This window comes from Deltaproteobacteria bacterium, from assembly GCA_019912665.1.
Lineage (GTDB): Bacteria > Desulfobacterota > GWC2-55-46 > GWC2-55-46 > GWC2-55-46 > UBA5799.
Genome location: JAIOIE010000018.1, coordinates 608,924 through 635,456, shown reverse-complemented (window position 1 = coordinate 635,456; position 26,533 = coordinate 608,924). Strand labels below are relative to the sequence as shown.

27 protein-coding genes are annotated in these 26,533 nt (G+C 56.9%); 5 read left to right on the top strand and 22 right to left on the bottom strand.

Annotated elements, in window-relative coordinates; translation table 11 throughout:
- Positions 1–326 precede the first annotated feature (326 nt).
- Entirely contained in the window at positions 327–1,031 is a 705-nt protein-coding gene (locus tag K8I01_07480) for a glycosyltransferase (protein MBZ0220257.1), read from the bottom strand.
- A gap of 467 nt (positions 1,032–1,498) precedes the next feature.
- Here K8I01_07480 and K8I01_07475 point away from each other — a divergent pair, with 467 nt between their 5' ends.
- The 4 genes from K8I01_07475 (at position 1,499) to K8I01_07460 (ending at position 6,641) form a co-directional block, all read left to right on the top strand.
- Positions 1,499–2,644 carry an alanine--glyoxylate aminotransferase family protein gene (locus tag K8I01_07475; GenBank protein MBZ0220256.1) on the top strand — a complete coding sequence of 382 codons (1,146 nt, stop codon included), beginning with the start codon at positions 1,499–1,501 and terminating at the stop codon, positions 2,642–2,644.
- A gap of 1 nt (position 2,645) precedes the next feature.
- Positions 2,646–4,229 (top strand): phosphoglycerate dehydrogenase, encoded by a 1,584-nt coding sequence (gene serA, locus K8I01_07470; GenBank protein MBZ0220255.1) that lies wholly within the window; start codon positions 2,646–2,648, stop codon positions 4,227–4,229.
- Positions 4,230–4,317: 88 nt separating this feature from the next.
- Positions 4,318–5,322 (top strand): ATP phosphoribosyltransferase regulatory subunit, encoded by a 1,005-nt coding sequence (gene hisZ / locus K8I01_07465; GenBank protein ID MBZ0220254.1) that lies wholly within the window; start codon positions 4,318–4,320, stop codon positions 5,320–5,322.
- Between the two features lie 26 nt (positions 5,323–5,348).
- Positions 5,349–6,641 (top strand): adenylosuccinate synthase, encoded by a 1,293-nt coding sequence (locus K8I01_07460; GenBank protein ID MBZ0220253.1) that lies wholly within the window; start codon positions 5,349–5,351, stop codon positions 6,639–6,641.
- A gap of 92 nt (positions 6,642–6,733) precedes the next feature.
- Here K8I01_07460 and K8I01_07455 read toward each other — a convergent pair whose 3' ends face one another.
- Positions 6,734–7,300 carry a tetratricopeptide repeat protein gene (locus K8I01_07455; protein MBZ0220252.1) on the bottom strand — a complete coding sequence of 189 codons (567 nt, stop codon included), beginning with the start codon at positions 7,298–7,300 and terminating at the stop codon, positions 6,734–6,736.
- 212 nt (positions 7,301–7,512) lie between these two features.
- Between K8I01_07455 and K8I01_07450 the strand changes: the two genes are divergently transcribed.
- Positions 7,513–7,923, top strand: coding sequence for a PilZ domain-containing protein (locus K8I01_07450; protein ID MBZ0220251.1), 411 nt, complete (start codon positions 7,513–7,515; stop codon positions 7,921–7,923).
- A gap of 235 nt (positions 7,924–8,158) precedes the next feature.
- Here the strand turns inward: K8I01_07450 and htpX are convergent, their stop codons facing one another.
- From htpX to prfA, 20 genes are all read right to left on the bottom strand, one after another.
- Entirely contained in the window at positions 8,159–8,995 is an 837-nt protein-coding gene (gene htpX / locus K8I01_07445; protein ID MBZ0220250.1) for a zinc metalloprotease HtpX, read from the bottom strand.
- Positions 8,996–9,146: 151 nt separating this feature from the next.
- Positions 9,147–9,956, bottom strand: coding sequence for a DUF116 domain-containing protein (locus tag K8I01_07440; GenBank protein MBZ0220249.1), 810 nt, complete (start codon positions 9,954–9,956; stop codon positions 9,147–9,149).
- Complete coding sequence (gene fmt, locus K8I01_07435; protein ID MBZ0220248.1) at positions 9,949–10,896, bottom strand: methionyl-tRNA formyltransferase; 948 nt, start codon at positions 10,894–10,896, stop codon at positions 9,949–9,951. Before fmt ends, K8I01_07440 begins: the two co-directional genes overlap by 8 nt.
- Before the next feature lie 136 nt (positions 10,897–11,032).
- A complete protein-coding gene (gene def, locus K8I01_07430) occupies positions 11,033–11,563 on the bottom strand; it encodes a peptide deformylase (protein MBZ0220247.1) in 531 nt (176 codons plus the stop codon).
- Positions 11,564–11,803: 240 nt separating this feature from the next.
- Positions 11,804–12,424 (bottom strand): hypothetical protein, encoded by a 621-nt coding sequence (locus tag K8I01_07425; protein ID MBZ0220246.1) that lies wholly within the window; start codon positions 12,422–12,424, stop codon positions 11,804–11,806.
- A 128-nt stretch (positions 12,425–12,552) separates the two neighbouring features.
- Complete coding sequence (gene priA / locus K8I01_07420) at positions 12,553–14,958, bottom strand: primosomal protein N' (protein ID MBZ0220245.1); 2,406 nt, start codon at positions 14,956–14,958, stop codon at positions 12,553–12,555.
- A 224-nt stretch (positions 14,959–15,182) separates the two neighbouring features.
- A complete protein-coding gene (gene dnaB / locus K8I01_07415; protein MBZ0220244.1) occupies positions 15,183–16,589 on the bottom strand; it encodes a replicative DNA helicase in 1,407 nt (468 codons plus the stop codon).
- Between the two features lie 48 nt (positions 16,590–16,637).
- Positions 16,638–17,084, bottom strand: a complete 447-nt coding sequence (gene rplI / locus K8I01_07410; GenBank protein MBZ0220243.1) for a 50S ribosomal protein L9 — start codon at positions 17,082–17,084, stop codon at positions 16,638–16,640.
- Between the two features lie 11 nt (positions 17,085–17,095).
- Entirely contained in the window at positions 17,096–17,410 is a 315-nt protein-coding gene (gene rpsR, locus K8I01_07405; GenBank protein ID MBZ0220242.1) for a 30S ribosomal protein S18, read from the bottom strand.
- Entirely contained in the window at positions 17,403–17,777 is a 375-nt protein-coding gene (gene rpsF, locus K8I01_07400) for a 30S ribosomal protein S6 (protein MBZ0220241.1), read from the bottom strand. Before rpsF ends, rpsR begins: the two co-directional genes overlap by 8 nt.
- Positions 17,778–17,977: 200 nt before the next feature.
- Positions 17,978–18,466, bottom strand: a complete 489-nt coding sequence (locus tag K8I01_07395; protein ID MBZ0220240.1) for a DUF2127 domain-containing protein — start codon at positions 18,464–18,466, stop codon at positions 17,978–17,980.
- Positions 18,463–19,233, bottom strand: coding sequence for an imidazole glycerol phosphate synthase subunit HisF (hisF, locus tag K8I01_07390; GenBank protein MBZ0220239.1), 771 nt, complete (start codon positions 19,231–19,233; stop codon positions 18,463–18,465). The genes K8I01_07395 and hisF overlap by 4 nt, the downstream gene beginning before the upstream one ends.
- Positions 19,234–19,956: a 1-(5-phosphoribosyl)-5-[(5-phosphoribosylamino)methylideneamino]imidazole-4-carboxamide isomerase gene (hisA, locus tag K8I01_07385; GenBank protein ID MBZ0220238.1), complete on the bottom strand. Its 723-nt coding sequence runs from the start codon at positions 19,954–19,956 to the stop codon at positions 19,234–19,236.
- A 13-nt stretch (positions 19,957–19,969) separates the two neighbouring features.
- Positions 19,970–20,578, bottom strand: a complete 609-nt coding sequence (hisH, locus tag K8I01_07380; GenBank protein ID MBZ0220237.1) for an imidazole glycerol phosphate synthase subunit HisH — start codon at positions 20,576–20,578, stop codon at positions 19,970–19,972.
- Positions 20,579–20,611: 33 nt separating this feature from the next.
- Positions 20,612–21,238, bottom strand: a complete 627-nt coding sequence (gene hisB, locus K8I01_07375) for an imidazoleglycerol-phosphate dehydratase HisB (GenBank protein ID MBZ0220236.1) — start codon at positions 21,236–21,238, stop codon at positions 20,612–20,614.
- The gene (gene hisD / locus K8I01_07370; protein MBZ0220235.1) at positions 21,171–22,628 is read right to left on the bottom strand and encodes a histidinol dehydrogenase; all 1,458 of its coding nucleotides are present in this window, start codon (positions 22,626–22,628) and stop codon (positions 21,171–21,173) included. Before hisD ends, hisB begins: the two co-directional genes overlap by 68 nt.
- A complete protein-coding gene (hisG, locus tag K8I01_07365; GenBank protein MBZ0220234.1) occupies positions 22,625–23,299 on the bottom strand; it encodes an ATP phosphoribosyltransferase in 675 nt (224 codons plus the stop codon). Before hisG ends, hisD begins: the two co-directional genes overlap by 4 nt.
- Positions 23,299–24,603 (bottom strand): UDP-N-acetylglucosamine 1-carboxyvinyltransferase, encoded by a 1,305-nt coding sequence (murA, locus tag K8I01_07360; GenBank protein ID MBZ0220233.1) that lies wholly within the window; start codon positions 24,601–24,603, stop codon positions 23,299–23,301. The genes hisG and murA overlap by 1 nt, the downstream gene beginning before the upstream one ends.
- A complete protein-coding gene (locus tag K8I01_07355) occupies positions 24,596–25,387 on the bottom strand; it encodes a hypothetical protein (protein MBZ0220232.1) in 792 nt (263 codons plus the stop codon). Before K8I01_07355 ends, murA begins: the two co-directional genes overlap by 8 nt.
- 3 nt (positions 25,388–25,390) lie before the next feature.
- Positions 25,391–26,464, bottom strand: coding sequence for a peptide chain release factor 1 (gene prfA / locus K8I01_07350; protein MBZ0220231.1), 1,074 nt, complete (start codon positions 26,462–26,464; stop codon positions 25,391–25,393).
- Between the last annotated feature and the right edge of the window lie 69 nt (positions 26,465–26,533).

Genomic DNA, 26,533 nt, shown 5'->3' with positions numbered 1-26,533 from the left:
TCCTTGCCAGGGAGTACATCGATTTTTTCCCCGAAGGCGTAATCTTCCGGCTGTATGGTTCTTTTAAGCATGCCAGTACCCCGCTTTCTGTTTTTGCGCGTAGTCCGGAGCCCAACAGCACGCGCTTGCAAGCGCGAAGAATACGCGAAACTTGCAAAAACGGCCTTTTTGCCAGGCGAATATTTTACTCTAATAAACCAGCTATATTCAAGAGAATTATAGATATGCGTGGCTTCGGGGCGACAGGGCTGGTGGATTGGAGCGGTCCCTGAGGGAATGGGGCGGAGGTGAGGATGACGGTGCTGTTTCCTGCGCCGCGCCCGGTTTTATATGCGGGCCAGCCGTAGTTTCATTATGGAGTATATGTACTTCCTCCCGCGCCAGAAAAAGCCCAGGAGGCCGGTAGCTGTCTTGGATACGCCCTTAAGCCGTGGTACGCATACATACGGCGCTTCAGCTATGCTATACCCTTTCTTATGGGCCCTGTAGAGGAAGTCGAGGCAGTACTCGCCGTAGTCGCCCCTCAGCCCGAGTTCTTTCACTATCTCCTTTTTCGTAGCTATAAAGCCGCTGTTCATATCGTTCACGGGGACATTCAGGACCGTCTTGGCGATTATGCTCAGGAGGCGGCTCATGAAGGCGGCAGTTCGCGAGTCCCCGAGGTCCCTGCCGCCCGGCACGTAACGGGAGCCCACAGCTATGTCATGCCGCTCAAGGCACGCGAGGAGGTCGTTTATCTTATCCGGGGGCATCGAAAGGTCCGCGTCCATCCACGCTACTAAATCATAACGGCTTTCGCTTATGCCGCGGTTTATCGCCGATGTGAGGCCCTTCTCGCCGACCCTCCTTATGACCCGCACCGAAGGGAGGCCCATTTCCTCGACCGCCTTCCATGTCAGGTCCTCGGAGTCGTCGTCAACCACTATGATCTCGACGTCCGTCCTGACCGAATCGAGTATCCCGCGGGCCAGCTTCCCTATGTTCTCCCTTTCATTATAGGTGGGAAGCACTACTGTTACGCCTTTTGGCATCTTAAGACATCCTGTCGTCGATTACCGGGCATCAAGGCCCGGACAGATGCTAATCATAACCTTTTTCGACACCATAAGTAAAACCAAAAGACCGAAAGGCGGGGGCTTTGAGGCCCAGGCCGACTCTCGGTTTCCGGCCCAAAATCCCGCTTGACAAAAACCCCGGAGTAAGATTAGTATAGACCCCATACAGAGGCAGTCTCCTTCGTGACTGACGGAATCAAGGTGGGGGACCACCGGGGAGCGAAGGATCATATACTTGTCGACCGTCTGGGCATCGCATTTACCTCTAACGAGGTAGTATGGAACGGCCCCAGGCGGTTTTTTTTGGCTGTAGAAGGCCTTAAAAGGCCTAAAAATCAAGCTGTTACGAGCCAGGCCCCTGGAGCCGTCAGTAAAATCTGGCGGCCCTCTTTATTGTTCTGATCAAATTATTTTCAAAAGATGAAAGGGAGGAATCTTAAGTCATGAGAAAGAGTTACCTTCTGGCGCCCGGCCCGACACCTGTGCCCGAGTCGGCGCTCCTTGCGATGGCCCAGCCCATAATCCACCACAGGACCCCCCAGTTCTCGGAGGTCTTCAAGGAAACGGCTGAGCTCCTTAAATACGTATTCCAGACGAAGCAGGACGTCCTAATGCTCGCCGCCTCGGGGACCGGCGCCATGGAAGGCTCGATCACCAACCTCTTCTCCCCCGGAGACGAGGTGGTCGTAATAAACGGCGGAAAGTTCGGTGAGAGGTGGGGGAAGATCTCCGAGGCCTACGGCCTGAAGGCCCACTGGATAAATGTAGAATGGGGCAAGGCGGTCGACCCGGCCGTCGTAAAGAAGGTACTGGATGAGAACCCGAAATCACGGGCAGTGCTCGTCCAGGCGAGCGAGACCTCGACGACCGTAGCCCATCCGACAAAAGAGCTTGCGGCCCTTACGAAAGACAGGGAATGCCTCCTCATAGTCGACGGCATAACCGGCGTCGGCGTATTCGATCTCCCCATGGACGACTGGGGCATAGACGTCCTTGTTTCCGGCTCCCAGAAGGCCTTCATGCTCCCGCCCGGACTCGCCTTCGTAGCGCTCTCGGAGAAGGCCTGGAAATTCCAGGAGACCGCCAAGTGCCCCAGGTTCTATTTCGATTTCAAGAAGGAGAGGAAGAACCTTAAGGACAATACCTCCGCCTATACCCCGGCCGTCTCCCTCATAACCGGCCTGAGGCAGGCCCTTCTGATGATAAAGGAAGAGGGGCTACAAAACGTCTTCGCGAGGCATGATAGGCTGGCCAGGGCCACAAGGGCCGCGGCAGAGGCCTTGGGGCTTAAGCTCCTCGCCCCCGAGAACCCCTCCAATGCCACTACCGGCATCTTCGTCCCCGAAGGGGTCGAGGGTGGAAAGCTCGTGAAATACATGAGGGACGACATGGGGGTCACCATGGCCGGCGGCCAGGACCACCTGAAGGGCAAGATAGTGAGGGTCGCGCACCTCGGGTACGTGGACACCTTCGATGTCGTAACGGCCATCTCGGCCCTCGAGATAGCGCTCAACAAGTTCGGGTACAAGGCCCAGTACGGGAAGGGTGTTGCGGCCGCCCTTCAAATTCTCGCGGAAGGATACAAGTGATATGAAGGTACTCATAAGCGACAGCATGTCTTCGAAGGCCGTTGACGTCCTCAAAAATACGCCCGGCCTCGAAGTGGACGTAATAACCAATCTTAAGCCCGATGAGCTCAAGGCCAAGATAAAGGATTATCACGGCCTTGTCGTAAGGAGCGCCACGAAGGCCACGGCCGAGATAATCGAGGCCGCCGAAAACCTCAAGGTCATAGGCCGCGCCGGGACGGGTGTGGACAACATAGACACGATCGCCGCGACCAAAAAGGGGATAGTTGTAATGAACACCCCTGGCGGCAACACCATCACGACAGCCGAGCACGCGATCGCCATGATGATGGCCCTTGCAAGGAAGATCCCCCAGGCTACCGCCTCCATGAGGAAGGGCGAATGGGAGAAGAAGAAGTTCGAGGGGACCGAGATAACCGGGAAGACCCTCGGCATCCTCGGCGTGGGTAATATCGGGAGCGTCGTCGCTAGCAGGGCCCTGGGCCTTCGGATGAACGTCATAGCCTACGACCCCTTCATATCCGAGGAGGCGGCCGACAAGATGGGCATAGCCCTCGTCACCGTGGACGAGCTCTTCAGGAGAAGCGACTTCATTTCCATACACGTGCCGCTTACGAACGAGACGAAGAATATCGTTAACGCCGACGCCTTCAGGAAGATGAAGAAGGGCGTAAAGATAATTAACTGCGCAAGGGGCGGCATAGTGAACGAGGCCGACCTCGCTGAGGCCATAAAGGACAAGATAGTCTCGGGCGCGGCCATGGACGTCTTCGAGAAGGAGCCCACCCCGGCCGACAACCCGCTCCTTCAGCTCGATGAGGTGATCCTCACCCCGCATCTCGGCGCATCCACGCAGGAGGCGCAGGAGAGCGTGGCCGTGGCCATAGCCGAGCAAATCGTCGACTACCTCGTGAACGGCACCATAAGGAACGCGGTGAACGTGCCCTCCATACCGGCCGAGCTCCTGACGGCGCTCGGGCCCTATATCTCGCTCGGCGAGAAGCTCGGGAGCTTCCAGGGGCAGATACTTAAGGGCGGCATAGAGGAGGTAACTATCGAGTACAGCGGGGACGTCGTCAACTACGACGTCGCGCCCATAACCATCTCGTGCCTCAAGGGCCTCCTTGACCAGGTCCTCGACATGTACGTCAATTTCGTGAACGCCCCGTTCGTGGCAAAGGAGCGCGGGATAAAGGTAGTCGAGATAAAGAGCTCGAGGTCCACGGATTTCGCAAGCTCCGTGACCATAAAGGTCGGCACCAAGGACGAGGAGAACGTGGTCGAGGGCGCGCTCTTCGGCAAGAAGGAGCCGAGGATAGTGAGGATAGACAAGTTCCTGCTTGACGCAGTGCCCGAAGGATACCTCCTTCTCCTTCAGAACGAGGACAAGCCCGGCGTCATCGGGAACGTGGGCACTCTCCTTGCCGCGAACAACATAAACGTCGCGAGGCTCCATCTCGGCAGGCAGGCTGTCGGAGGCGCGGCCGTATCTGTCTGGAGCGTGGACACGCCCATATCCAAGGGGCTCATAGAGAAAATACTCAAGCTCCCGCATATGATAAAGGCCGACGTCGTGGAGCTCTGAGCCGCACGAAAGCCTTAACAAAAATTAATAGACCACCGGATAAAGCCGTGTTATGTTATGCGTAACACGGCTTTTTTCCGGGACAATCATGATAAATTCGCCTACCATATCCCTGCCGCAGGGCGTAAGAGACATATTGCCTGAAGAAGCCGAGAGGATCGGGGCAGTCGAGTCCGGGATACTCTCGGTATTCTCAAGGTACGGCTTCAGGAAGGTGATCACGCCGCTACTCGAGTACGCGGACGTCCTTTCAATCGGAGCCGGGTCCGACCTCCTGGAGAGCGTCATTAAGTTCATAGACCCGCCCACCGGCCGGGTCATAGCAATAAGGCCGGACATAACGCCCCAGATAGCGAGGGTGGCCGCGACCAGGATGCGCGCTCACGCGCTTCCCTTGAAACTCTGCTATAACGAAAGTGTGGTAAGGTACCAGGACACGAGGGACGGAAGGAAGCGGGAGGTCCTGCAGATTGGGGCGGAGTACATATCCGCGGAGGCCTCCCCGGAAGACGACGCCAGGATGATAATAATGGCCGTCGAGGCGCTTAAGGCCGTGGGCCTTAAGGACTTCAAGATCGACATCGGCGACGTCGGGTTCCTTAAGAAGGTCCTTGAGAGCCATTTCGACGAGGGCTTGAGGAAAACGGTGCAGGGCCTCCTTGAGAAAAAAGACACCTCGGGGCTGGAAACGCTCCTTGGCCGAATTGACAGCATAGGCGCGGGCGACAAGGAGCTCCTTATGAACCTCACCACATTCTACGGCGAGGAAGAGGTCATAGAGAAGGCGGCTTCGCTCACGAAAGACCCTTCGGCCCTGGCCTCCCTCGATTATCTCGGGAAGGTGATGGAAGCGATAGCCTCCAGCGGGCTCAGGGATTGGATAACCATAGACCTCGGCGAGGTCAGGGGCTTCGATTATTACACGGGCATCATATTCGAAGGCTTCGCCCCGGGCATCGGGAAGCCCATCCTCTCGGGCGGCAGATATGACAGCCTGCTTGAGAAGTACGGGTATCCGTGCAGGGCCACTGGCTTCGCCTTTGACGTCGAGCAGCTCTCATCCGGCCTGGAGGCCAGGACCGGCGGGAAATGAAGAATTCGGAAAAGGACAGGGGAAGGATGGCCAGGAACATAGTAATAGTAGGCGCCCAGTGGGGGGACGAGGGCAAGGGAAAGATCGTCGACATCCTCACGGAGAGCGCGGACGTGGTCGTCCGCTTTCAGGGCGGGAATAACGCGGGGCATACCGTTATCGTCGGTTCGGAGAAATACATATTCCACCTTCTTCCTTCCGGCGTGCTCCATCCGGGAAAGACCTGCGTAATCGGCGCTGGCGTGGTGCTCGACCCCGAGGTGCTCGTGAAGGAGATAGAGCTCCTTAAGGCGAAAGGCATCTTCAGGCCCGAGGACCTCCTTATAAGCAAGGACGCGCACCTTATAATGCCCTACCATAAGAAGCTGGACATAGCGCGCGAGAAACTGAGAGGCGCTGCGAAAATAGGCACAACCGGCCGCGGCATAGGCCCGGCCTACGAGGACAAGGTCGCAAGGTGCGGCATAAAATGCGGCGACCTCTTCGACGCCGACGCCTTCAGGCGGAAACTCGAGGCCAACCTCGTCGAGAAGAGCCAGTTCATAAAGACCATACTCGGCGAGGAAGGATTCGACGCCGGCCAGGTCCATGAGGCTTACATGTCCTATGCCTCGGCCATGGCGCCGTTCATAAGGGACACCTCCAGGTTTCTCTGGTCCGCCTCGGAAGAGGGCAAGAAGATACTCTTCGAGGGCGCCCAGGGCACGCTCCTCGACATAGACCATGGCACTTACCCGTATGTCACATCCAGCAGCACGGTCGCGGGCGGAGCGGTCACCGGGAGCGGCATAGGGCCTTCAAGGATAGACAAGGTAATAGGCATAACAAAGGCGTACTGCACAAGGGTGGGCGAGGGTCCCTTCCCGACCGAGCTTTCCGGGGCCGAGGCCGAATGGCTCCGCGAGCAGGGTGGGGAGTACGGCGCGACCACAGGAAGACCGAGGAGGTGCGGCTGGTTCGACGCAGTGGCCTTGAGGTACGCGGCCAGGGTCAACGGCCTTGACGGCCTCGTCATAACCAAGCTCGACGTGCTCGACAAGCTCGATAAGATAAAGGTCTGCACCGGGTACAGATACAAGGGGAAGTTGATAGACGACTTCCCGACCGAAGGGGCCGTCCTTTCCGGCTGCGAGCCGGTCTACGAAGAGATCGAGGGCTGGCGCGCGCCCACGCAGGGTGTAACGAGCTTTGAGAAGCTCCCCTCAAAGGCAAGGGATTATGTGAGGAGGCTCGAGGAGCTATCGGGTGTGGAGGCCGTGATAGTCTCGGTGGGCGCGAACAGGAAGGACGCCATCGTAATAAAGGACCCGTTCAAGTAAATTCAGCGCTTCTTTAGACCCAATCCTCGCAAAGGGCAAAAAAAAAGGCGGGCCAAAAGGCCTGCCTTTTTTATTTTAAAGTCTTGCAGGTTTCAGTGTCCGGCAGGCTTGCCTGCGTCCTGACCGTGTGCGGATTTGTAGTTTTCCAGGACCTGTATCCGCTCCTGGGCCTTGGCCCACCATTTGCTGTTCGGCTGTGTGAGGCCGGAGAAGGCCTTCCAGCTCTCAAGGGCCCCGACAAGGTCGCCGGTCTTTTCCTGGGCCATTGCGAGCCCGTAATATGCGTTGGCCATGTCAGGTTTGATCTCGACTGCCTTCTTTTGGGCTTCCGAGGCCTTTTCAAACTCTCCGGTGTCGAAATAAGCGAACCCCAGGTTATTATATGTTTCGGCGCTCTTGGGGTTATACTGGAGCACGGTCTCGTACTCCTTTATCGCGAGGTCGTATTCTTTTTTAAGGAGATGCTGCACTCCTTTTTCGAAATGCGCCTTTGCCGGGTCGGACGGGTCGGCGGTCTGCTGTTGTTGTTGCTGCTGCTCGGCAGGAGCGGCGGCTTCCTTCTCGGCCTTGGAGCAGCCGTAAGGCGTAACAAGCAGTAGAGCGGTAAATGACAATAATGCCGTCTTTAAAAGAGTATCATATATTTTTGAGCTGCCCATATTCCTCCTATTGCATTTAAAAGGGATATTTTTCCGGATACTAACAAAATAAGGCCTGAAAAGCAACTCAAATCATGTCGGCTTGAACCGATACTGACGAGCGGCATGAAAAAAAGATTTCACCTCCGCTTTCATTCGTGGTATATAGTGACAATCCTTAGAATTTAACGGCCTAAACGGCCTTTACGCACAGCCGCGAGAGAGGATTCGAGATGGGAAACCTGAAGGAGCTGGCGAGGGCGGATAGATTTGAGCTTCAGATACTCGGCAAGCTCAAGCTTGAAGGGAGCTCCGCTCCGGCGGAATCGTGCCTCTGCAATACCGTAAACATAAGCACGAGCGGCGCGCTGGTAGAGACCGGCTTCATGGTACCCAAAGGCTCCCTCGTAAAGTACACCTTCACCCTGCCCGGTACCGACAGGTCGGTTGAGATAACCGGCGAGATAATTCGCGTGGAGCCCGGCACCGAGGCGGCGCCAAGGAGGATAAGACCGACTAGCGAAACCCCCAGGAAGATACTTCGCTACGGCATAATGTTCCTCGACCTTACCGAATCTGACAGGGACGCGATGGATGAGTTCCTGACTTTTTATAAGAAGAGGAACGAGCATCAGAGGACCTGAATCCTAAGTAGGCCGCTGAAAAAGTCCATCCGCTTCGTTGGCTTCGTCGCTTGACACTCCGACGTATGCAAAAATACCCTCTTCCTCGCTTCCCATTTCCAACAACGGGGGGCCTCGCATCTGGAGCTTTTTGAGCAGCCTTTAGCGAATCCCGTGTTTTTCCCGTAACCTGCTAAAACTGCTGTTTGAAAGCAAATGCGGTCCTTCCAATGGGTCGCCTTTTTGCGAGTCCGTTTCACAAGCCGCCCGCTTTCCCCTCAAGCCGCCGGACCCGTTCCGCTATTGGCGGGTGGGTGGAGAAGAGCTTGGCGAAAGACCGGGCGCTCAATGGGTTAACTATAAAGAGGTGCGCCGTTCCGTCGTTTACTTCCATGGGATGGCGCCTGTTCTGATACTCGAGCTTCCTCAAAGCGCTCGCGAGGTAAAGCGGGTTAGTGAGCCTGGCCCCTCCGTCGTCGGCCCCGTACTCCCTCGACCTTGACACGGCGAGCTGCACTATCATCGCGGCTATCGGCGCGACTATCATCATCACGAGCAGCGCCAAAGGGTTGCCGCCCCGTCCGCGCCGTCCGCCGAATATGGCCGAAAAGTACGCCAGGCGCGCAAGGAGGGTTATGGCTCCGGCAATGGTCGCAGCGACCGATGATATGAGTATGTCCCTGTGCTTTACGTGCGAAAGCTCGTGAGCTATTACCCCTTCGAGTTCCTCTCTGTTCAGTATCCTCATAATCCCGGTCGTCACTGCCACCGCCGCATGGTCCGGGTTCCGGCCAGTGGCGAAGGCATTTGGGGTATCGTTCTCTATTATATGGACTGCGGGCATCGGCATCCCGGCCCTTGAAGCAAGCTCCGCCACTATGCGGTAGAGGCCTGGCGCGCTCCCCTCGTCCACCCTCCTGGCGTTATACATCCTGAGCACTATTTTGTCGCTCCACCAGTAGGCCCCGAAGTTCATGACCCCCGCGAAGATAAGCGCAAGTATCGCGCCCTGGCGTCCGCCGAGCATGTCTCCCAGGAAGATCAACAAGGCTGTAAGCACCGCTAAAAGGGCGGCTGTCTTCAAATAGTTCATAAGGCCCTCCCGGCCCGGCCTGCTGCCGGAAACCCGAACTGATCGGCTCCGCGGAAGCGACCGGCTCTCTTTTGATTATATCTTATTAAGGGAGTACATTTGAAGCGAGCGTGGAAAGGTATATGTTCCGGTTACCGGTTTGGAGGGTGGGCTAAGGGGCACGGCCTGCAAGCTCTATAATGGCCTGGCGCACGTCTTTGACCGCGACCCCGGTCTCCATGCAATAGCCGCGGGGCCTTTCGTTTACTATGGCCAGGACCGGAAGGGGATAGGCGTCCTGAAGGCCGCTCGCGAGGTCCCTCTCGCAGGCGACCGCTATGACAGCGTCCGGCCTCTCCTCCTGGACTTTTCTCCTCGCGACGGTGCCGCCGGTCGAGATGAAGAGGTTTATGCCGAACTCGTCGCTTAGATTAACGAGCTCTCCTATCTCGCACTTTCCGCAGCCGGCGCAGTTCCTGACGTCCCTCGTGACCTTTATCTTGCAGTTGTCGAACTGTATGCAATGGGGCATGAGTATGAGGAGGCGCCCTGGTTTCAAGCCCCTGGCCATCATCCTGACCATCTGGTTATTGAGCTCTATGAAGGCCTGTTCGATCTTTATCCTGGGCATTTTCAGGAGCGCCCCGGCCAGTGACATGACCGGGAGGTAAAACCTCATTATGAGCCAGCGGAGCCACCCGGAGTAGAAGGGGACCTTCCCGAGCAGCGCGGCGTTCAGTATTATCGCGCCGCCCCCGAAGATGGCAAGCGAAAAGACGAACGTGATAACGCCCAGGAGCCAGGGAAGCGCCGGATGGATGTTCCGGAGGCCCACTGTCGGCACATACCAGAGGAGAAAGCCGAAGGACGCTGCCGCCAATGCCAGGAGTACGATGAGGGCCGCGAAGAGGCTCCGCCCGGGCCTGTAGGATATGCTCCCGGCGCTCCCGTGACCTATGCCCTGCATTTGACCGTCAGCCAAGCCGTTCCCCCTTTGAAACCCTGTAGCCGGCCACGAACTCGGCCGCGCTCATGCGTCTCTTGTTCTCGGGCTGAAGCTCTGCTATGACGAAAGCCCCTTTTCCGCAGGCGATTATTATCCCGTCCTTGCCCGCATACAGCACGGTCCCCGGCTCGCCTCCGGATGCAGCGGCCTCGGCCGCTTTCCCTTTGTGTATCTTCAAAAGCGATCCCTTCCAGGAAGTAAAAGCGCCGGGCCACGGATAGAGCCCCCGGACCTGGTCCTTTATCTCGACGCCGCTCCTTTTCCAATCGACCCTGCCGTCTTCTTTTTTTAATACAGGCGCGTACGAGGCGAGGCTATCGTCCTGCGGAACAGGTTTTATGTCGCCCCTCAAGAGGAGGTCGACGGTCTTAAGAAGAACAGCTGCCCCTTTTTCCGAAAGTGCCTTCGCGAGGTCTTCTGCCGTATCCTCCTCTCCTATTGGCATGCGCTCACAGATGAGCGTGTCTCCGGTGTCCATGCCCTCATCCATGAGCATGGTGCACACCCCGGTCTCTTTCTCGCCGTTCATTATGGCCCGGTTTATGGGGGCCGCGCCCCTGTATTTAGGGAGAAGCGAGGCATGGAGGTTGACGCATCCCTTAGGGGGGAGTGAGAGTATGGCTGTGGGGAGGATTTTTCCATAGGCAACGACCACTATGAGGTCGGGGCTGAGCGCCCGCAGTCTCTCCATGAAGGATTCGTCTTTTAATTTCAGGGGCTCGAGCACGGGTACGCCATTTTCGAGGGCAAGGAGCTTTACAGGCGAGGGAAGAGGGGAAAGGCCCCTGCCCCGGGGCTTGTCGGGCTGCGTAACGGCCGCGAGTATCTGATATCCCGCATCCATGAGCGCGCGTAGCGAAGGCACCGCGAACAGGGGCGTTCCCATGAATACTATTTTTGCTGCCGGCCCGGCCAATGCTTGAAAAGTCTCCTGACGGAATTAGGCAACCACTAAAATGATCTTTTTCCAGCGGAAAAATCTCTAATTTCCTAGAGGTTGCCTGAAATAGTCAGCAAAAGGGGTTTGCTGATGGACGGAAGCCGGCCGGCCGTCAAAGGGCTTTTTCCTCGGCTTCCAGGGCTTTCTTTATCTTCCTCTTTATCATTTCCCTTTTTATGCGAGAGAGCCTATCGATAAAAAGGAACCCGTCTATGTGGTCTATCTCGTGCTGGATGGCGATGGCCAGAAGTCCGCCAGCCTCTATCTCGACAGGGCTGCCGTTCCTGTCCAGGGCGCTGACCTTCAAGACCGAGGCGCGCTCGACGTCTGCGGTGAAGCCGGGAACGCTCAGGCAGCCCTCCTCGAAGGTAGTGACGCCCTCTTTGTATATTATCTCGGGGTTCACTAGCGCCAGGAGGTTCTTGCCCCTCTTCCTGTCCCGGTCTTCTTCGTCAGGGACGTCGAGGACGACGACCCTTTTATCGACGCCGACCTGCACGGAGGCGAGCCCGATGCCCTTCGCGTGGTACATCGTCTCGATCATGTCGTCGATAAGCTTCCTTATGCCGTCGTCCACGGCATCGACGGGCCTGGCCTTTGTCTTGAGGAAAGGGTCCGGGTATTTCAGTATTTCGAGTATCATGCTATGTATGCTCCGCTTTTTATTCCCGGCCTTCCGGGAAAAGCGGGAAAGAATCTCGAATTTTTAGCGGTTGCGTTATATTTTACACAAAAGCCGCTAAAAGGCCTTATTAAAAATATGATAATACACGGGCCGGGCCCTTGTAAAGGCGGTATTTTTGAAGTGTAAAACCCATTCTCTCCAGGTCCAAAAAAAGCCCGCGCGCATCTACACGCGGGCTTTTTGAGGTGAATGCAGCCGTTATGCGGCCCTTCTGCCTCTTTCCCTTTCCTCGGCAGCTGCCGCGCCGATGGTGGTTACCTCCTTGGAGCGGCCCACCCATCCGCCAAGCACCGCCGCTACTGCGCTCAAGAGGAGGGCAAAAAAGCCCCACAGGGACGCCCTTGATGCAGCGTCAAGGGCCGTCTGGGCCATCTCAGGGGTTATTCCAGGGATTTCGCCCGCTGCTATCGCAGCGCTCCTGCCTATAATTCCGGCAAAGGAACTGATAAGCCCGCCAGCAGCCGTGGTCATGATATAGAACGCAGTGAAGGTGAAGAGTGCCCATACCACAAGACCATGAAGAGCGCTTTTGAGCTTATCGGTTATTCCGGAAATCCTGCAGGCAACCCAGCCGCCCACGAAGAGCGACACCAGCGTCACCAGGAGGACATAGATGCCTGTGCCGATCCCTACGCCTTCAAGGCCCTCAGCCGCCGGGGAAATAATGCCCAACCCTATCCCCATGCCGAGGAGCATCCACAGGAGCTGGTTTCCCAGGGCGACCAGAGTGCCGGCAAATATCCCGCCCCATGAGACACGGTAGTACCAGGGCTCATATTTATACATGCCGGGAGTACCGGTGTCCGATACGTATGCCATATTGCCTCCTTCCTTAAAACATATATGTTACACCTACTTAGAGTACCTAATTTAAGTCTATACCCGGGGGCGGGGAGTGTCAATTTGTGCTTGGGAGAGGATTGGGGGGCGAATTTTTCGTGCCTGGCTCAGACCACGATTGACGGGTCCATGTCTATGGATAGGGCGACCCTGCTTTTGCCGGCCTCGAAATGGGCCTTCAAGGCGCGGACCAGGGAGTGGAGGGGGTTTATTTCCTTGCTTTTCAAGAGGACCTGCCATCTGTGCCGGTTTTTTATCATATGCACGAGGGCCGGGGCAGGCCCGAGCGCAAAGATTTCAAACTTATTGGAGTTTATTATCTTCTCTGCCGCTGCCTTGACGGAGCTTGCGGCCTTGATAACTTCTCCTTCATTCAAGCCGTCGAACCTCAAAACGCAGAGGCGGGTAAATGGAGGGTAGAGTAGCTCTCTACGGTTCTCGATCTCCTCCCTGAAAAAGGAATCGTAGTCATGTGCCATTATGGACCTGAAACAGTAATGGCCGGGGTTCAGGGTCTGTATCACAACGTGCCCGGGGTCGTTCCCCCTTCCGGCCCGCCCGGCTGCCTGGGTTATGAGCTGGAAGGTCCTTTCCGTGGACCTGAAATCCGGGATGTTGAGTGAGGTATCCCCCGAGACTACACCCACGAGCGTAACGCCGGGGAAGTGATGCCCTTTAGAGGCCATCTGCGTGCCTATGAGGACATCGAGCTTTTTATCCTCCACTTCCCCGATTATCCTCCTCGCAGCCCCTTTAAGGGAGGCGGTATCCCGGTCCATTCTGCCGACGCGAGCCTCCGGCAAAATTCTCAGGACCTCCTCCTCGACCCTCTCAGTCCCCGCGCCAATCGGCGTAAGATTTGCCCCGGAGCAGTCCGGGCAGAGCGAGGGCGCCTGTATGGACAGGTCGCAATAATGGCAGAGGAGCTTCCTTTTCCCCTTGTGGAGCGTAAGGGGCACCGAGCAGTTCAGGCATTCGAAACGCCTTCCGCAGTCCCTGCATATTATGGAGCTCCCGAAACCTCGCCTGTTGAGGAAAAGGAGCGACTGCCTGCCCGAGGCCAGGGTTCCGGAAAGGAGCGTTGAGAGCCTTTCGGAGACCACCACCTTTTTTCCCCGCATGTCCTCGATCTCCATCGTGGGTAGCGGCCTAGAATCCACCCTGTTCCTTATTACGAGCGGGATGAGCTTACCTGTAGTTGTGTTATGGAAAGTCTCAATGGAAGGTGTGGCCGAGCCAAGCACCGCCGTTATGCCGAGGTGCTTAGCTAGCATCAGGGCCGAGTCCCTGGCGTTGTATCTTAGCCCGTCCTCCTGCTTGTACGAGGTCTCGTGTTCCTCGTCCACTATGATAAGGCCGAGGTTTTTTAAGGGCGTGAAAAGGGCCGAGCGAGCGCCGACAACTATGTCGGCCCTGCCCTCTACCGCCCTCTGCCACTCATCCAGCCTCTCGCCGTCGGAAAGGCCGCTGTGCGCGAGCGCTACCCTGCCCGGAAAGAGCGCGCTCAAGTAAGCCGCGGGCCAGGGCGTCAACGCGATCTCAGGCGACAGTATTATGGCCCTCTTCCCGGCTGCCGCCGCTTTTTCAAGGGCCTTGAGATACACGAGGGTCTTGCCGCTACCGGTCACCCCGTAGAGGAGGAAGGGGCTGTAGCCGCCCTTTTCAATGGACTCGGCTATCCTGTCTATCGCGGCCTTCTGCTCGGCATTGGGCTCGAAGAGGACCTGTCTCGGTGCTATGGACGAGAACGGGTCCCTGTGGACCCGGCGCTCCTCTACAGTCACGATGCCCTTGGCCTCAAGCCTCGCTGCAGCATCCCTTACGCCGCTCCCGAGCTCGTTAACGAGCGCCACGAGCGCTGCTTCGCCGCCTCTGCCGTTAAGGAAAGCCAGTATCTTTTTCTGGAGGGGTGCTTTCAATTCATCCATGCCGGCGCCTCCGGCTGTCCTTACTATCCTTTCTGACTTTTTCGAGCCCCCGCCCTTGATATTTTCCTCCTCGATGACGAGGCCTTTCCTTTTAAGCCTTATGATGGCGTTATATACTGGTTTCCCGAAAAACCTCTTTTTCAAGACAGTGAGAGAGACGCCCTTTCCGGCTGCGGCTTCAAGGATAGCCGACTCGAGCGGGTTTAGTCCCGCCACGGAAGGCCCGTCCGTAACGGCCCTTAAAAAACGGGAGCTTCTCATATTTACAGCGCCGGGGTGTATGAGGGAGAGCGCCTCACCGAGGGGCGCGAAATAATAGGAGGACATCCATTTGAAGAACTTGAGGCGCTTCTCGTCAAAAAGCGGATATGCGTCCAGTATGTCCGAAATGGGCTTAAGGTCCTTTATTCCGGGGGGAGGGGAGGAATGAAGGCCTATGATGTATCCGGTTACGAGCCTTTTCCCGAAAGGCACGAGGGCGCGTTTGCCGAGCGCGGCTTCGCTTTCAAGCTCCTCGGGTATGCGGTACGTAAAGGTGGAGTCAATGGGGAGGGCGACGGCTATTTCGGCAAACGGTTTTCGCATGCGTGGGATTATAACCGCGGAGGTGGTTTTGAGGCGAGTCTAATTTAAATGCTGTTGAAACTGACTTGCCGTCATTGCGGGCGGAGCGAAGCGATCTTGTTTAAGAAAAGCAAACATTTGGAGCTTCGTAGTTTCACTCCTCGCATTGACAGCGGGAAAGAGAATTAATCAGAACTTCCCTGAAAAAGGATTTTCCAGGAATGACATAAAACGGAATCAATAACCTACTCGACCCACTCGCCGTGGGTGTCGTACTCGTGCGGGGCCTGGTCCTCGAACCTGGTGTACTCGTTCATAAAGGTGAGCTTGGCTACCCCTGTGGGGCCGTTCCTCTGCTTCTCGACCCGAATCTCAGCGCTCTTCCGTATCCCGCAGGTGCAGAGGTCGGCCGGGCACTCGCACTTCTTGTAAACGCCTTCCCTGTATACGAACATGACGACGTCCGCGTCCTGCTCTATCGCGCCTGATTCGCGGAGGTCCGATAGCTGGGGAACGCTTCCCTCGCGCTGCTCGGCCCGCCTTGATAGCTGGGATAGGGCCACAACAGGCACGTGCAGCTCCTTTGCAAGCGCCTTAAGCGACCGGGATATGTCGGATATCTCCTGCTCGCGGCTGTCCGCGCCCTTCCTTCCGCGCATGAGCTGCAGATAGTCGACCAGGATGAGCTTAAGGCCGAACTCCTCTTTCCACCTCCGGGCCTTGGCCCTCATCTCGAGCACGGTCTGCGCCGGGGTGTCGTCTATGTATATGGGCGCCTCGTAGAGCGTGCCAACGGCGGTCGTGAGCTTTCCCCAGTCCTCGTCCTTTAAAAACCCGTTCCGGAGCTTCTGGAGGTCTATCCTGGCCCTTGAGGCGAGCATCCTCTGTACGAGCTGCTCCTTGCTCATCTCAAGCGAGAAGACGGCGACAGGCGCGTTCGCGTCGATAGCGGCGTTCTCGGCCAGGTTCAGCGCAAACGATGTCTTACCCATGCCCGGCCTTCCGGCTATGATTATGAGGTCGGAATCCTGGAGCCCAGCTGTGAGCTTATCAAGCTCCCTGAAGCCCGTGGATATGCCCGTGACATGGCTCTTCCTCTCGTAGAGCTTCTCTATGGACTCGAACGCGCCCTTTATGAGGTCTTTGAGGGCGTAAAAGGACTTCTTGGCCCTGTCCTGGGATATCTGGAAAATTTTCTGCTCGGCCTGGTCCACGAAGTCGTCGGGGTTTTCGACCCCCTCGTACCCCAGGGTGGCGATCTCGGTCGCCGCGCCGATGAGCCGCCGCACCACGGCCTTGCCCTTGACAATCCGGGCGTAGTACATGATATTCGCGGCGGTGGGTGTCGTTTCGACGAGTTCGATTATGTAGGGTAGCCCGCCCACGGACGCGAGCTCGTCCGAGCCCTTGAAGAGGTCCGAGAGGGTCACGACGTCGATGGGGGTGGTCTTCTCGAATAGCCTGACCATGCCCTTGAAGAGCTTGGCGTGGGCGTTGTGGTAGAAGTCCGACCCGTCAGGGGAGAGGACTTCTAGTACCTTGTTTATAGAGTCCTTTTCAAGGAGTATGCCGCCGAGGACCGACTGTTCCGCCTCGATATTGTGCGGCGGCACCCTGTGGGTGGTGATCTCTTTGGGGGCCTGGATAGCCATGAGGAGAAAAAAGGGCCGCCGCTTTAAGCGGCGGCCCGCCTTGGAAGGTTATTCTTCTTTAAGGACGCTGACCTTGACTTCCGCTGAAACGCCGGGGTGGAGCTTTATTTTTATCGCGTGCTCCCCCAGGCTCTTTATGGGCTCGTCGAGGATGATGTCCTTCCTCTCGAACTCGAAGCCCTGGGCCTTGAGCCCTTCCTCGATGTCGTGTGCCGTGACCGAGCCGAAGAGCTTGTCTTCCTCGGAGGTCTTCCTGGTAAAGCTCAATGAGACCGCGTCGAGCCTGGCTTTGAGCGTCTCGGCCTTCTCGCGCTTCGCCTGGAGCTTACGGAGGTGCGCGTCCTTCTCCGCCTCGAACTGCTTCATGTTACTCCTGCTCGCCTCGGCCGCGATGCCCTGCGGTATGAGGTAGTTCCTTGCATACCCCGGGGCCACCTTGACCACGTCGCCGAATGCCCCGAGGTTCTCCATGTCTCTTTTAAGTATCACCCTCATGACAATAGCTCCTATATGCTGGTAGTCGTGAACGGCAGGATGGCGAGGTTACGCGCCCTTTTCAAGGCGTTGCTGACCATCCTCTGGTGCTTGGCGCAGGTCCCGGATATCCTTCTCGGGACTATCCTGCCCTTTTCCGTCACAAAAGGCCGCAGGGCCTTTGCGTCTTTGTAGTCTATCATAGCGAGGGCCTTGTCCTTGCAGAAGCGGCAGACCTTTTTCTTGTGATAGGGCCTTCTATCGGGCCGCCCGCCGCCTTCGCGCCTGCCGCCTGGCCTTGCGGGTCTTTCAGGCCTTTCGGGCCTCTCAGGTCTTTCGTTAGCCATTTGCCTGACCTCCTTCCGCCGGGGCTGCCTCGGTAGCGGCCGCCGGGGCCTCTGCCGCTGTCTTCTCCTCAGCCTTCTTTGTGGCGATGATCCTTACGGTCTGGTAACGGAGCACGTCCTCGTTCAGCTTGAAGAGCCTTTCGACTTCCTTGCTGGCAGCGGGCGAGCTCGTGTATTCGAGGACGAAATAATAGCCCTCTCCTTTTTTCTGTATGGGATAGGCGAGCTTTCTCCTCCCCCATTCGTCGACCCTTACTACGGTCCCGCCGGCGCCTTCGAGCGACGACGAGGCCTTCTGGATGATGCCTTTTATGGCATCTTCTGCAATATCGGGCCGGACAATGCAGACTGTCTCGTATCTGTTCATGTTTCCTCCTTCTGGTCCCCCGCTCATTCGAGCGGGTCTGTTCCCGTTTTTACGGGACAAGGTGGCGGTTAATATCGGCCGGCACCTCGAAGGGTGGCCGGGTGCATAGCCCCTATGCACTTATGGAAACAGATTTTATACTATTTCAGCCGGGAATGCGCAAGTCTTATTTGCTGGCGGGGAGGGGCCTCCGAGGCGGCTTAACGGGGGTTGTGCGCGGCATGGGGCCGGACCCTCCTGCCGAAAAGCTCCTTGTGCTTTGCGAGGTAGTAGACAATCACTATATTAATCACGAGGATAGCCGTCCGGAAAAGGGTGGCTTCGTCCAGTATTTCATATATTTCGAAGGGGATGAATATGCCGGTCGTAAAGACGGTCGTCCATTCGGCCCAGCGCTGCCTCAAGTACAGGCCGATGCACTCGAAGAAGTTGAGGACCCCCAGGAAGAGAACGACCCCGACCATGAGCTTCAGGGTCCCGCTCCCCATCATGCCCGCCCTGCTAATGACCGCGCCTATGAACCTGTTGTCGGCGTCGAGGTTGAGGTTCACGGCCAGTACGGTCAGGGCCTCCTCGATGTCCGCCCCGAGGTGATTATAAAGACTTAAGCCCACCGCGACCTCGGCGACCCCGAGGACGATCTTGTAGGCGATGATGAATTTAAGGAACCCGTCGCCCTTTTTTTTCATCCCTTCCCGGGCGGGCGCACCCTTACGCCCTTCCTCTTAAGGTATTCCTTTGTCTCCGGTATGGTGAAGACCCCGAAATGGAAGATGGAGGCCGCGAGCGCCGCGTCAGCGAGCCCGGCCTCGAACGCCTCGTACATGTGCTCTAAAGTGCCTGCTCCGCCCGAGGCGATAACCGGGATTGACGTCGCAAGCGATACGGCCCTCGTAAGCTCGAGGTCATAGCCGTCTTTGGTCCCGTCCCTGTCCATGCTGGTAAGGAGGATTTCCCCGGCCCCGAGGGACTCGACTCTCCGCGCCCATTCTACAACGTCGAGGCCGCGGGGTTTCCTCCCTCCGTGAGTGAAGACCTCCCAGCCGTTGCCCGCCTTCCTCTTGGCGTCTATGGCGACGACTATGCATTGGCTGCCGAAGCGCTCGGAGGCTTTTCTTACGAAATCCGGGTCCTCGACCGCGGTCGTGTTTATCGAGACCTTGTCGGTCCCGGCGTGCAGAAGCTCCCTTATGTCGTCGAGCGTCCTTATGCCGCCGCCCACGGTAAGTGGCATGAAGACCTCGGATGCGGTCTTCTCGACTACGTCCAGGATGGTCTTTCTCTCCTCGTGCGAGGCGGTGATGTCGAGGAAGACGAGCTCGTCAGCGCCCTGCTCCTCATAGGCCTTGGCAGACTCGACCGGGTCTCCTGCGTCCCGGAGCTCAAGGAAGCTTACGCCCTTTACCACCCGGCCGTCCTTGACGTCCAGGCAGGGTATTATGCGTTTCGTGAGCATCTAAAGATTTCCGGCCGTCTTTATGGCCTCGCCGAGGTCGATCGCGCCGGAATAGAGCGCCTTGCCGATTATCATGCCCTCAAGGGGCACGCCCCTGTACGACTCTATGTCCTTGATAGAGGAGATGCCGCCGGAGGCCACGACAGGGATGTTCACGCTTTCGGCTATCTCCCTTGTCGCCTCAACGTTCGGCCCGGCGAGCATTCCGTCCCTGGATATATCCGTATAGATTATGCAGGCTACCCCGGCGCCTTCGAGCTTCTTCGCGAACTCCGAGGCCCGCTCGTCGGTGACGGTTACCCACCCCTTTATTGCCACCTTGCCGTTCTTGGCGTCGATGCCGACGGCGACCCTCCCCGGGTACTTGCGGGTAAGGGTGTGGACGAGCGCCGGGTTCTCATAGGCCGCAGTCCCGATAATCATCCTCTTTACGCCGGGAATGGATACATAGGTCTCGGCGGTCTTTATGTCCCTTATGCCGCCGCCTATCTGTACGGGGATTTTTATGTTGGAGATTATCTTCTTTATGACCGGCAGGTTCCGGGCATTGCCCTCGACAGCGCCGTCAAGGTCGACAAGGTGTATGACCGATGCGCCCAGGGACTCCCATCTCTTCGCGACCTCCCAGGGCTCGTCAGAGTAGACGGTTTCGTCCTCCATCCTGCCCTGCGTAAGCCTTACGCACCTGCCGTTCTTTATGTCTATTGCAGGGAAAATTATCATTTCCTGCCTCCCTTTAGCGCATCCTGCTGAAATTCTCGAGTACCTTGAGGCCCGCCTTCTGGCTCTTTTCAGGGTGGAACTGGCAGGCCATGACGTTATCCCTTTCTATTGCGCTCGTGAACTCCAGGCCGTATTCGGTGGTCGTCAGGTCCACGGACCTGTCCTCCGGAGAGGCGTAGTACGAGTGCACGAAATAGAAAAAGGAATTATCCTCTATCCCTTCGAGAAGGGCCGATCCTTTACGTTTTTTCGCCTCGTTCCAGCCCATGTGCGGGACCTTGAGCCCCGGAGTATTCGGAAAGCGCACGACCCGCCCCTTTATGACACCGAGGCCCTTATGCGGCCCGAACTCCTCGGACTCGTCAAAAAGGAGCTGGAGGCCCAGGCATACGCCCAGGAACGGCTTCCCCTTCTCAATGGATTTCTTGATGGGCTCCACGAGCCCGTACTCCTCGAGGTTCCTCATGCAGTCCTTGAACGCTCCGACGCCCGGCAGCACCAAATGGCTCGCGTCCATTATGGCGCGGCCGTCCCTGGTGACGAGCGCCTCGGCGCCGACCTTCTCGAACCCCTTGGCAACGCTTCGGAGGTTCCCCATGTCGTAATCTATTATCGCTATCATAGCCGAATCTGATTAGGAACGCGAAAGGCGCCCTCAGAGTTTGCCCTTCGTAGAGAGCACCCCTTTTATCCTGGGGTCTATGGCGATCGCCGCGCCGAGCGCCCTGCCCAGGGCCTTGTACACGGACTCGATGGCGTGGTGGATGTCCTCCCCGTAGTGGAGGGTTATGTGGAGGTCGAGCCCGGCGCTGTTCGAGAGGGCCTTCATGAACTCCTTCATGAGGCCGATATCGAACGTCTTCTCGACGGTATGGCCCTTTACGGAGGAGTAGACCCCACTGACCGCGAAAGAGGCCTTCGTCTGATTGAATTTGAAGTACGGCCTGTTGCTTGCGTCCAGCACCACTGTCGAGAGCGAGTCCATCATGGGCACGGTCGCGGAGGCGCACCTCCTTATCCCGGCGTTCTTCCCGAGGGCCTTCTTTACGGCCTCGCCGAGGGTTATGCCCACGTCCTCGACCGTGTGATGGAAGTCGACCTCTATGTCGCCCTTTGCCCGGACCTTGAGGTCCAGGAGGCCGTGCCTCGCCATGTTCGAGAGCATGTGGTCGAAGAACGGGAGCGGGGTCTTTACATCCGCCCTTCCCGAGCCGTCAAGGTTCACCTCGACGGTTATGTCGGTCTCCTTCGTCTTCCTTGCTATCTTTGCCTTGCGGGCCATGGGGATCTCCGAATTTGATTAATGCCCCGGCCAGGGTCGAAGCACAGCCGGTGCTGCCTCCCTCTTTTCGAAAGAGGGGTCGGGGGAGTGACTTCAATTTCGATCTTACTTTAAGCCTCATTGCCGCGCTTCTGCCGTGGGCCTCGAGGCCTTCGAGGTCCGCGAACCTCTTCACGCTCGCCCCGAGCTTACCGAAGGAAGAGCGCGAAAAGCTTACAACGCTCATCCTCTTTACGAAATCGTACACCCCGAGGGGGGATGAGAAGCGGGCCGTGCCGCCGGTGGGGAGCGTGTGGTTCGGGCCTGCCATATAGTCTCCGGCGGCTTCCGGCGTGTACGAACCGAGGAATACCGCGCCCGCGTTTTTTATGGAGCCGAGTAGCTCGAAAGGCCGCTCGACGAAAAGCTCCAGGTGCTCGGGCGCAATGCCGTTAGATATCTCCGCAGCCTCGGAAAGGCCTTTTGCGATTATTATGACGCCGTAGCGCTCTATCGAGGCCCGCGCTATCTCTTTCCTCTTGAGCTTCTTAAGCTCTTTGCCTACCTCGTCCGATACCGCCTTTGCCATCCGGCGCGAGGTTGTGACGAGTATGGACGATGCGAGCTCGTCGTGCTCCGCCTGCGAGAGGAGGTCCATTGCGATCCAGGACGGGTCCCCGCCTCCGTCGTTAATGATAAGTATCTCGCTCGGCCCGGCGATCATGTCGATATCGACCGCGCCGAAGACGAGCCTTTTTGCCGTGGCGACGTATATGTTCCCCGGGCCGGTAATCTTATCGACCTTCGGCACCGTCTCCGTGCCGTAGGCGAGGGCGGCTATGGCCTGCGCCCCGCCGGCCCTGAAGACCCTGTCTACCCCGGCTATATCGGCTGCCGCAAGGACGAGCGGGTTTATCCCGTCCTTTCCAGGGGGTGTGGTCATGACGACCTCGCCCACCCCGGCGACCCGCGCGGGTATGGCGTTCATGAGGACCGTCGAAGGATAAGCCGCTTTGCCGCCGGGCACGTATATGCCTACGTGCTCAAGGGGCGCTACCCTTGAGCCCAGTATGGTCCCATCGGGGTTCGTCGTAAACCACGAATTTTCTTTCTGGAGCTCGTGAAAGGCCTTTATGCGCGAGGCGGCAAGCTCAAGGAGTTCGAGCTCTTTTTTGGGTACGGACCGGGCCGCCTTTTTTATCTCGGCCCTGGAGACCTCTATCCTCCCGCCGATGTCGGCCCTGTCGAACCTCTTGGTATATTCTATGAGGGACTTGTCGCCGCGTCCTCTTACAGATGCGATTATATCCTTTACCGCGGCCTCTACAGCGGAGGTGTCCTCGTCCCCGCGCTTCATTATAGAGGCGAGGAGCGCCTTGAATCCCTTGTCGCTGGAAGATATTATCTTCATGACTTTACGGCGGCCTGTCCGCTTTGGGCAACCGACCTCCCGAGCGCGTCAACGAGCTCCTTTACGCGCCTGGGCTTGGTCTTAAGGCTCGCCCTGTTGCAGACGAGCTTCGATGAGATGTGCATTATGTGCTCGACCTCGGTGAGGCCGTTTTTTCTGAGGGTTTCGCCTGTCTGGACGAGGTCCACTATTCTTTCGGAGAGGCCGAGGAGCGGCGCAAGCTCTATGGAGCCGTAGAGCTTTATTATGTCGACCTGTATGCCCTTCCCGAGAAAGTGGTTGAGCGTGATATTTGGGTATTTGGTCGCGACCCTTATGTGGGTCCACTGCCTCGGGTTGTCCCTGGCCGAGAGCTCGACAGGCTCGGCGACCATCATCCTGCATACGCCGATGTTCAAATCGAGCGGCTCGTAGAGGTCCTTTGCCTGCTCGAGGAGCACGTCTTTTCCGGCTATGCCTATGTCCGCGGCCCCGTACTCGACATACGTAGGCACGTCCTGGCTCCTTATGACCATGAACCTGAGGCCGTCTGCTATGTCCTCGAAGATGAGCCTGCGGTCGTCCTGCATCACGGGAGTAATGTCCACCCCCGCGGCCTTGAAGAGCGAGGCCGCCTCTTTGAGTATCCGCCCCTTGGGGAGCGCTATGGTAAGGACGTCCCGGCCCGGCATCACGCCTCCGCCTTTGCGTATTTCGAGGCCTTGGCTGCGGTCTCCCTGTTTTTTACCCGCTCTATGTCCGCCCCCAGGGCCTTAAGCTTCTCTTCTATCTTTTCGTACCCGCGGTCCAGGTGGTATATCCTCGATACCTCGGTAAGGCCCTCTGCCACGAGACCGGCTAATATGAGGGAGGCGCTCGCGCGTAGGTCGGTGGCCATGAGAGGCGCTCCGCTAAGTCTCCTTACGCCCTTCACGACCGCGCTCCTGCCGTCTATGGTTATGTCCGCGCCCATTCTCTTAAGCTCGCCCACGTGCATGAACCTGTTTTCGAATACCGTCTCCGTTATTACCGATAGCCCGCTCGCTACCGTCATCATGGCCATGACCTGGGCCTGCATGTCGGTCGGAAAGCCGGGGTAGGGGAGGGTCTTTACGTCCACGCTCCTTATGGGTATGTCGCCTATGACCCTTACGCCCCCGTCCTCCTGGATTATCTCCGTGCCCGCGTCCTTGAGCTTCAGGTTCAGGGCATGGAGGTGCTCGTGCGGGCAGTCCTTTATGAGGACGTTGCCCTTTGTCATGGCGGCGGCCACCATGAAGGTCCCTGCCTCTATCCTGTCGGGTATGACCCTCGTCTCTATGGGGTTTAGCTTTTCGACCCCTTCAATTTTAATCGTGTCTGTCCCGGCCCCGGTTATCCTCGCGCCCATGGCGTTAAGCGCGTCGGCAAGGCATACGACCTCTGGCTCAAGCGCGGCGTTTTCCAATATGGTCGTTCCGTCCGCGTGGACAGCCGCGAGCATGAGGTTCTCGGTGCCGGTGACGGTCACGGTATCCATGTAGACCTTGGCCCCCCTGAGCCTCTCGGCGGAGACGGTCACGTATCCGTGCTCTATCTCGACTTCCGCGCCCATGGCCTTAAGGCCCTTGAGATGAAGGTCTATGGGCCTTGCCCCTATGGCGCACCCGCCGGGGAGCGACACCCTGGCCCTCTTGAACCGGGCGACAAGCGGCCCGAGGACGAGGACTGCGGCCCGCATCGTCTTTACTAGCTCATAGGGGGCTTCGGGGACGGCCACGTCCCTGGTCCGTATCCTTAAAGTCCGGTTCCCGTCGTCCTCGGTTATCTCGGAGCCCAGGTGGGCAAGGAGCACCTTGAAGGTGTCTATATCCCGTAGCCTCGGGACGTTCGTTATCGTCATCCAGCCGTCTACGAGAAGCGATGCCGCCATGAGCGGCAAAACCGCGTTCTTTGCCCCGCCGACGGTAACTTCCCCTACGAGGCGCCTCCCGCCCCGGATGAGTATCTTATCCATTGATTTGGTTGTATTGTTTTCTTAGATTTAGAAAATTAAAAAAATCAGTCGTATTTGTGATTTTCGATTCTTCGCGTAATGTAATACTTTTTTTGTGTTTTTTGAAGCTTTCTTTTACCTGTTCTTTGATTTCGAGAGAAGTGTTTTGATTTGTTCTCGCTTTAAGTAAGGTATAAAGATTTTTTGTTTGCGAATTTTTTAAGGGCACCGAATATTTTGGAAGGATCTCTTTGAAGAAATCGGCAAAAATACTTGAAAGGGGGCTCAGGCTATCAAATTCCTTTTCGGCTGACTCAATAAACACACAAGCAGATAAATCAAGCTCTCTTGCTTGCTTATAGGTTTCTATAATAGGTCTTCCAGCGAAACAATATTCTACACTGCTGTACTTTCCAAAACCAATTGCACCTCGGACAGGCAAGCCGAATTCAAACATTTTGGAATAAAGCATTTCTCCGAAAATTATAAAAAGAAACCATCGGAGCAATTTCAATTCATTTTCTTCATTCTCTTTATACCTTGCAAATACTATTATTGTGTCTGAGAAGATACGTGTTTCAAATTCTTCGACAAATATACGTTTAAGATCTGAAAAAATAGATACACTCTTAAAAGCACTAATAAAGTCTTCGATAGTGTTTTCGTCGATTGTACTAATGGTTTTTAAAACATTTTTTATTCCATCCTCTGAGGAATTATTTTCCAGAAAAGATTCATAACCAAGCACGTCGAAATAGCCAATGATTCCTGTATTCGTTTGAATAGCATTGATGTTTAGTTTCATATGTCAGGCCGCTCCCTGCTCCTTCAAGGCCTCGGTCTGGTAATAGCCTATGAGGCTGTCCGTAAGCTCGTCGAGGTCGCCCTCCATGACCTCTGTTAGCCTGTGTAGCGTAAGGCCTATCCTGTGGTCAGTGACCCTGTTCTGCGGGAAGTTGTAGGTCCGTATCTTCTCGCTCCTGTCGCCGGTGCCGACCTGGTTTTTCCTGTCCGCGGCGATCTTTTTCTGCTGCTCCTGTATCTTCATGTCGAGTATCCGGGCCTTCAGCACCTTGAAGGCCTTTTCCCGGTTCTTGTGCTGGCTCTTCTCCTCCTGGCAGGCGACGACTACGCCCGTGGGGATGTGGGTCATTCGGACGGCCGTCTCGACCTTGTTGACGTTCTGGCCTCCGTGCCCGCCCGACCTGTAGGTATCGACCCTTATGTCGTCCATGCGTATATCGACCTCGACGTCCTCGGCCTCCGGCATGACCGCTACGGTCACTGTCGAGGTGTGCCTCCTCCCGGAAGCCTCGGTCTCCGGGACCCTCTGGACGCGGTGTACGCCGCTCTCGTACTTGAATCGCGAGTACGCGCCCTTGCCCTCGATCGAGGCTATGACTTCCTTAAGGCCGTTAAGGCCGGTGGGGCTTGAGCTCATAACCTCGACCTTCCAGCCCAGGCGCTCGGCGTATCGGGTATACATCCTGAATAGTTCTCCGGCGAAAAGGGACGATTCCTCCCCGCCCGCTCCGGCCCTTATCTCGATTATGATGCCCTTCTCGTCATTCGGGTCCTTCGGGAGGAGCATTATCTTTATGGCCCTTGAGACCTCGTCTCTCCTGTTCTGTAGAAGGGGGATCTCCTCCTTGGCAAGCTCTCTAAGCTCCGCGTCCTTGCCTTCGAGTATCTGCCTGTTCTCCGCGATTTCGCGGTCGAGTCTTTTTAATTCTTTATACGCCTCGACTATGTCGTGGATCCCGGCCTGTTCCCTGGCGTATTTCTGATAGACCTCGGGGTTTCCGGCCACCTCCGGAAGGGCCAGCATATCGGAAAGCTCGGCGTGCCGGGCTTCTATGTCTTCGAGTCTTTTCTCAATCATGGGTTCCTCTAAAAATTGCTCTTTTCCCCGATCTCTTCGTTAGGGCGAAAATAAAAATGCTCACATATT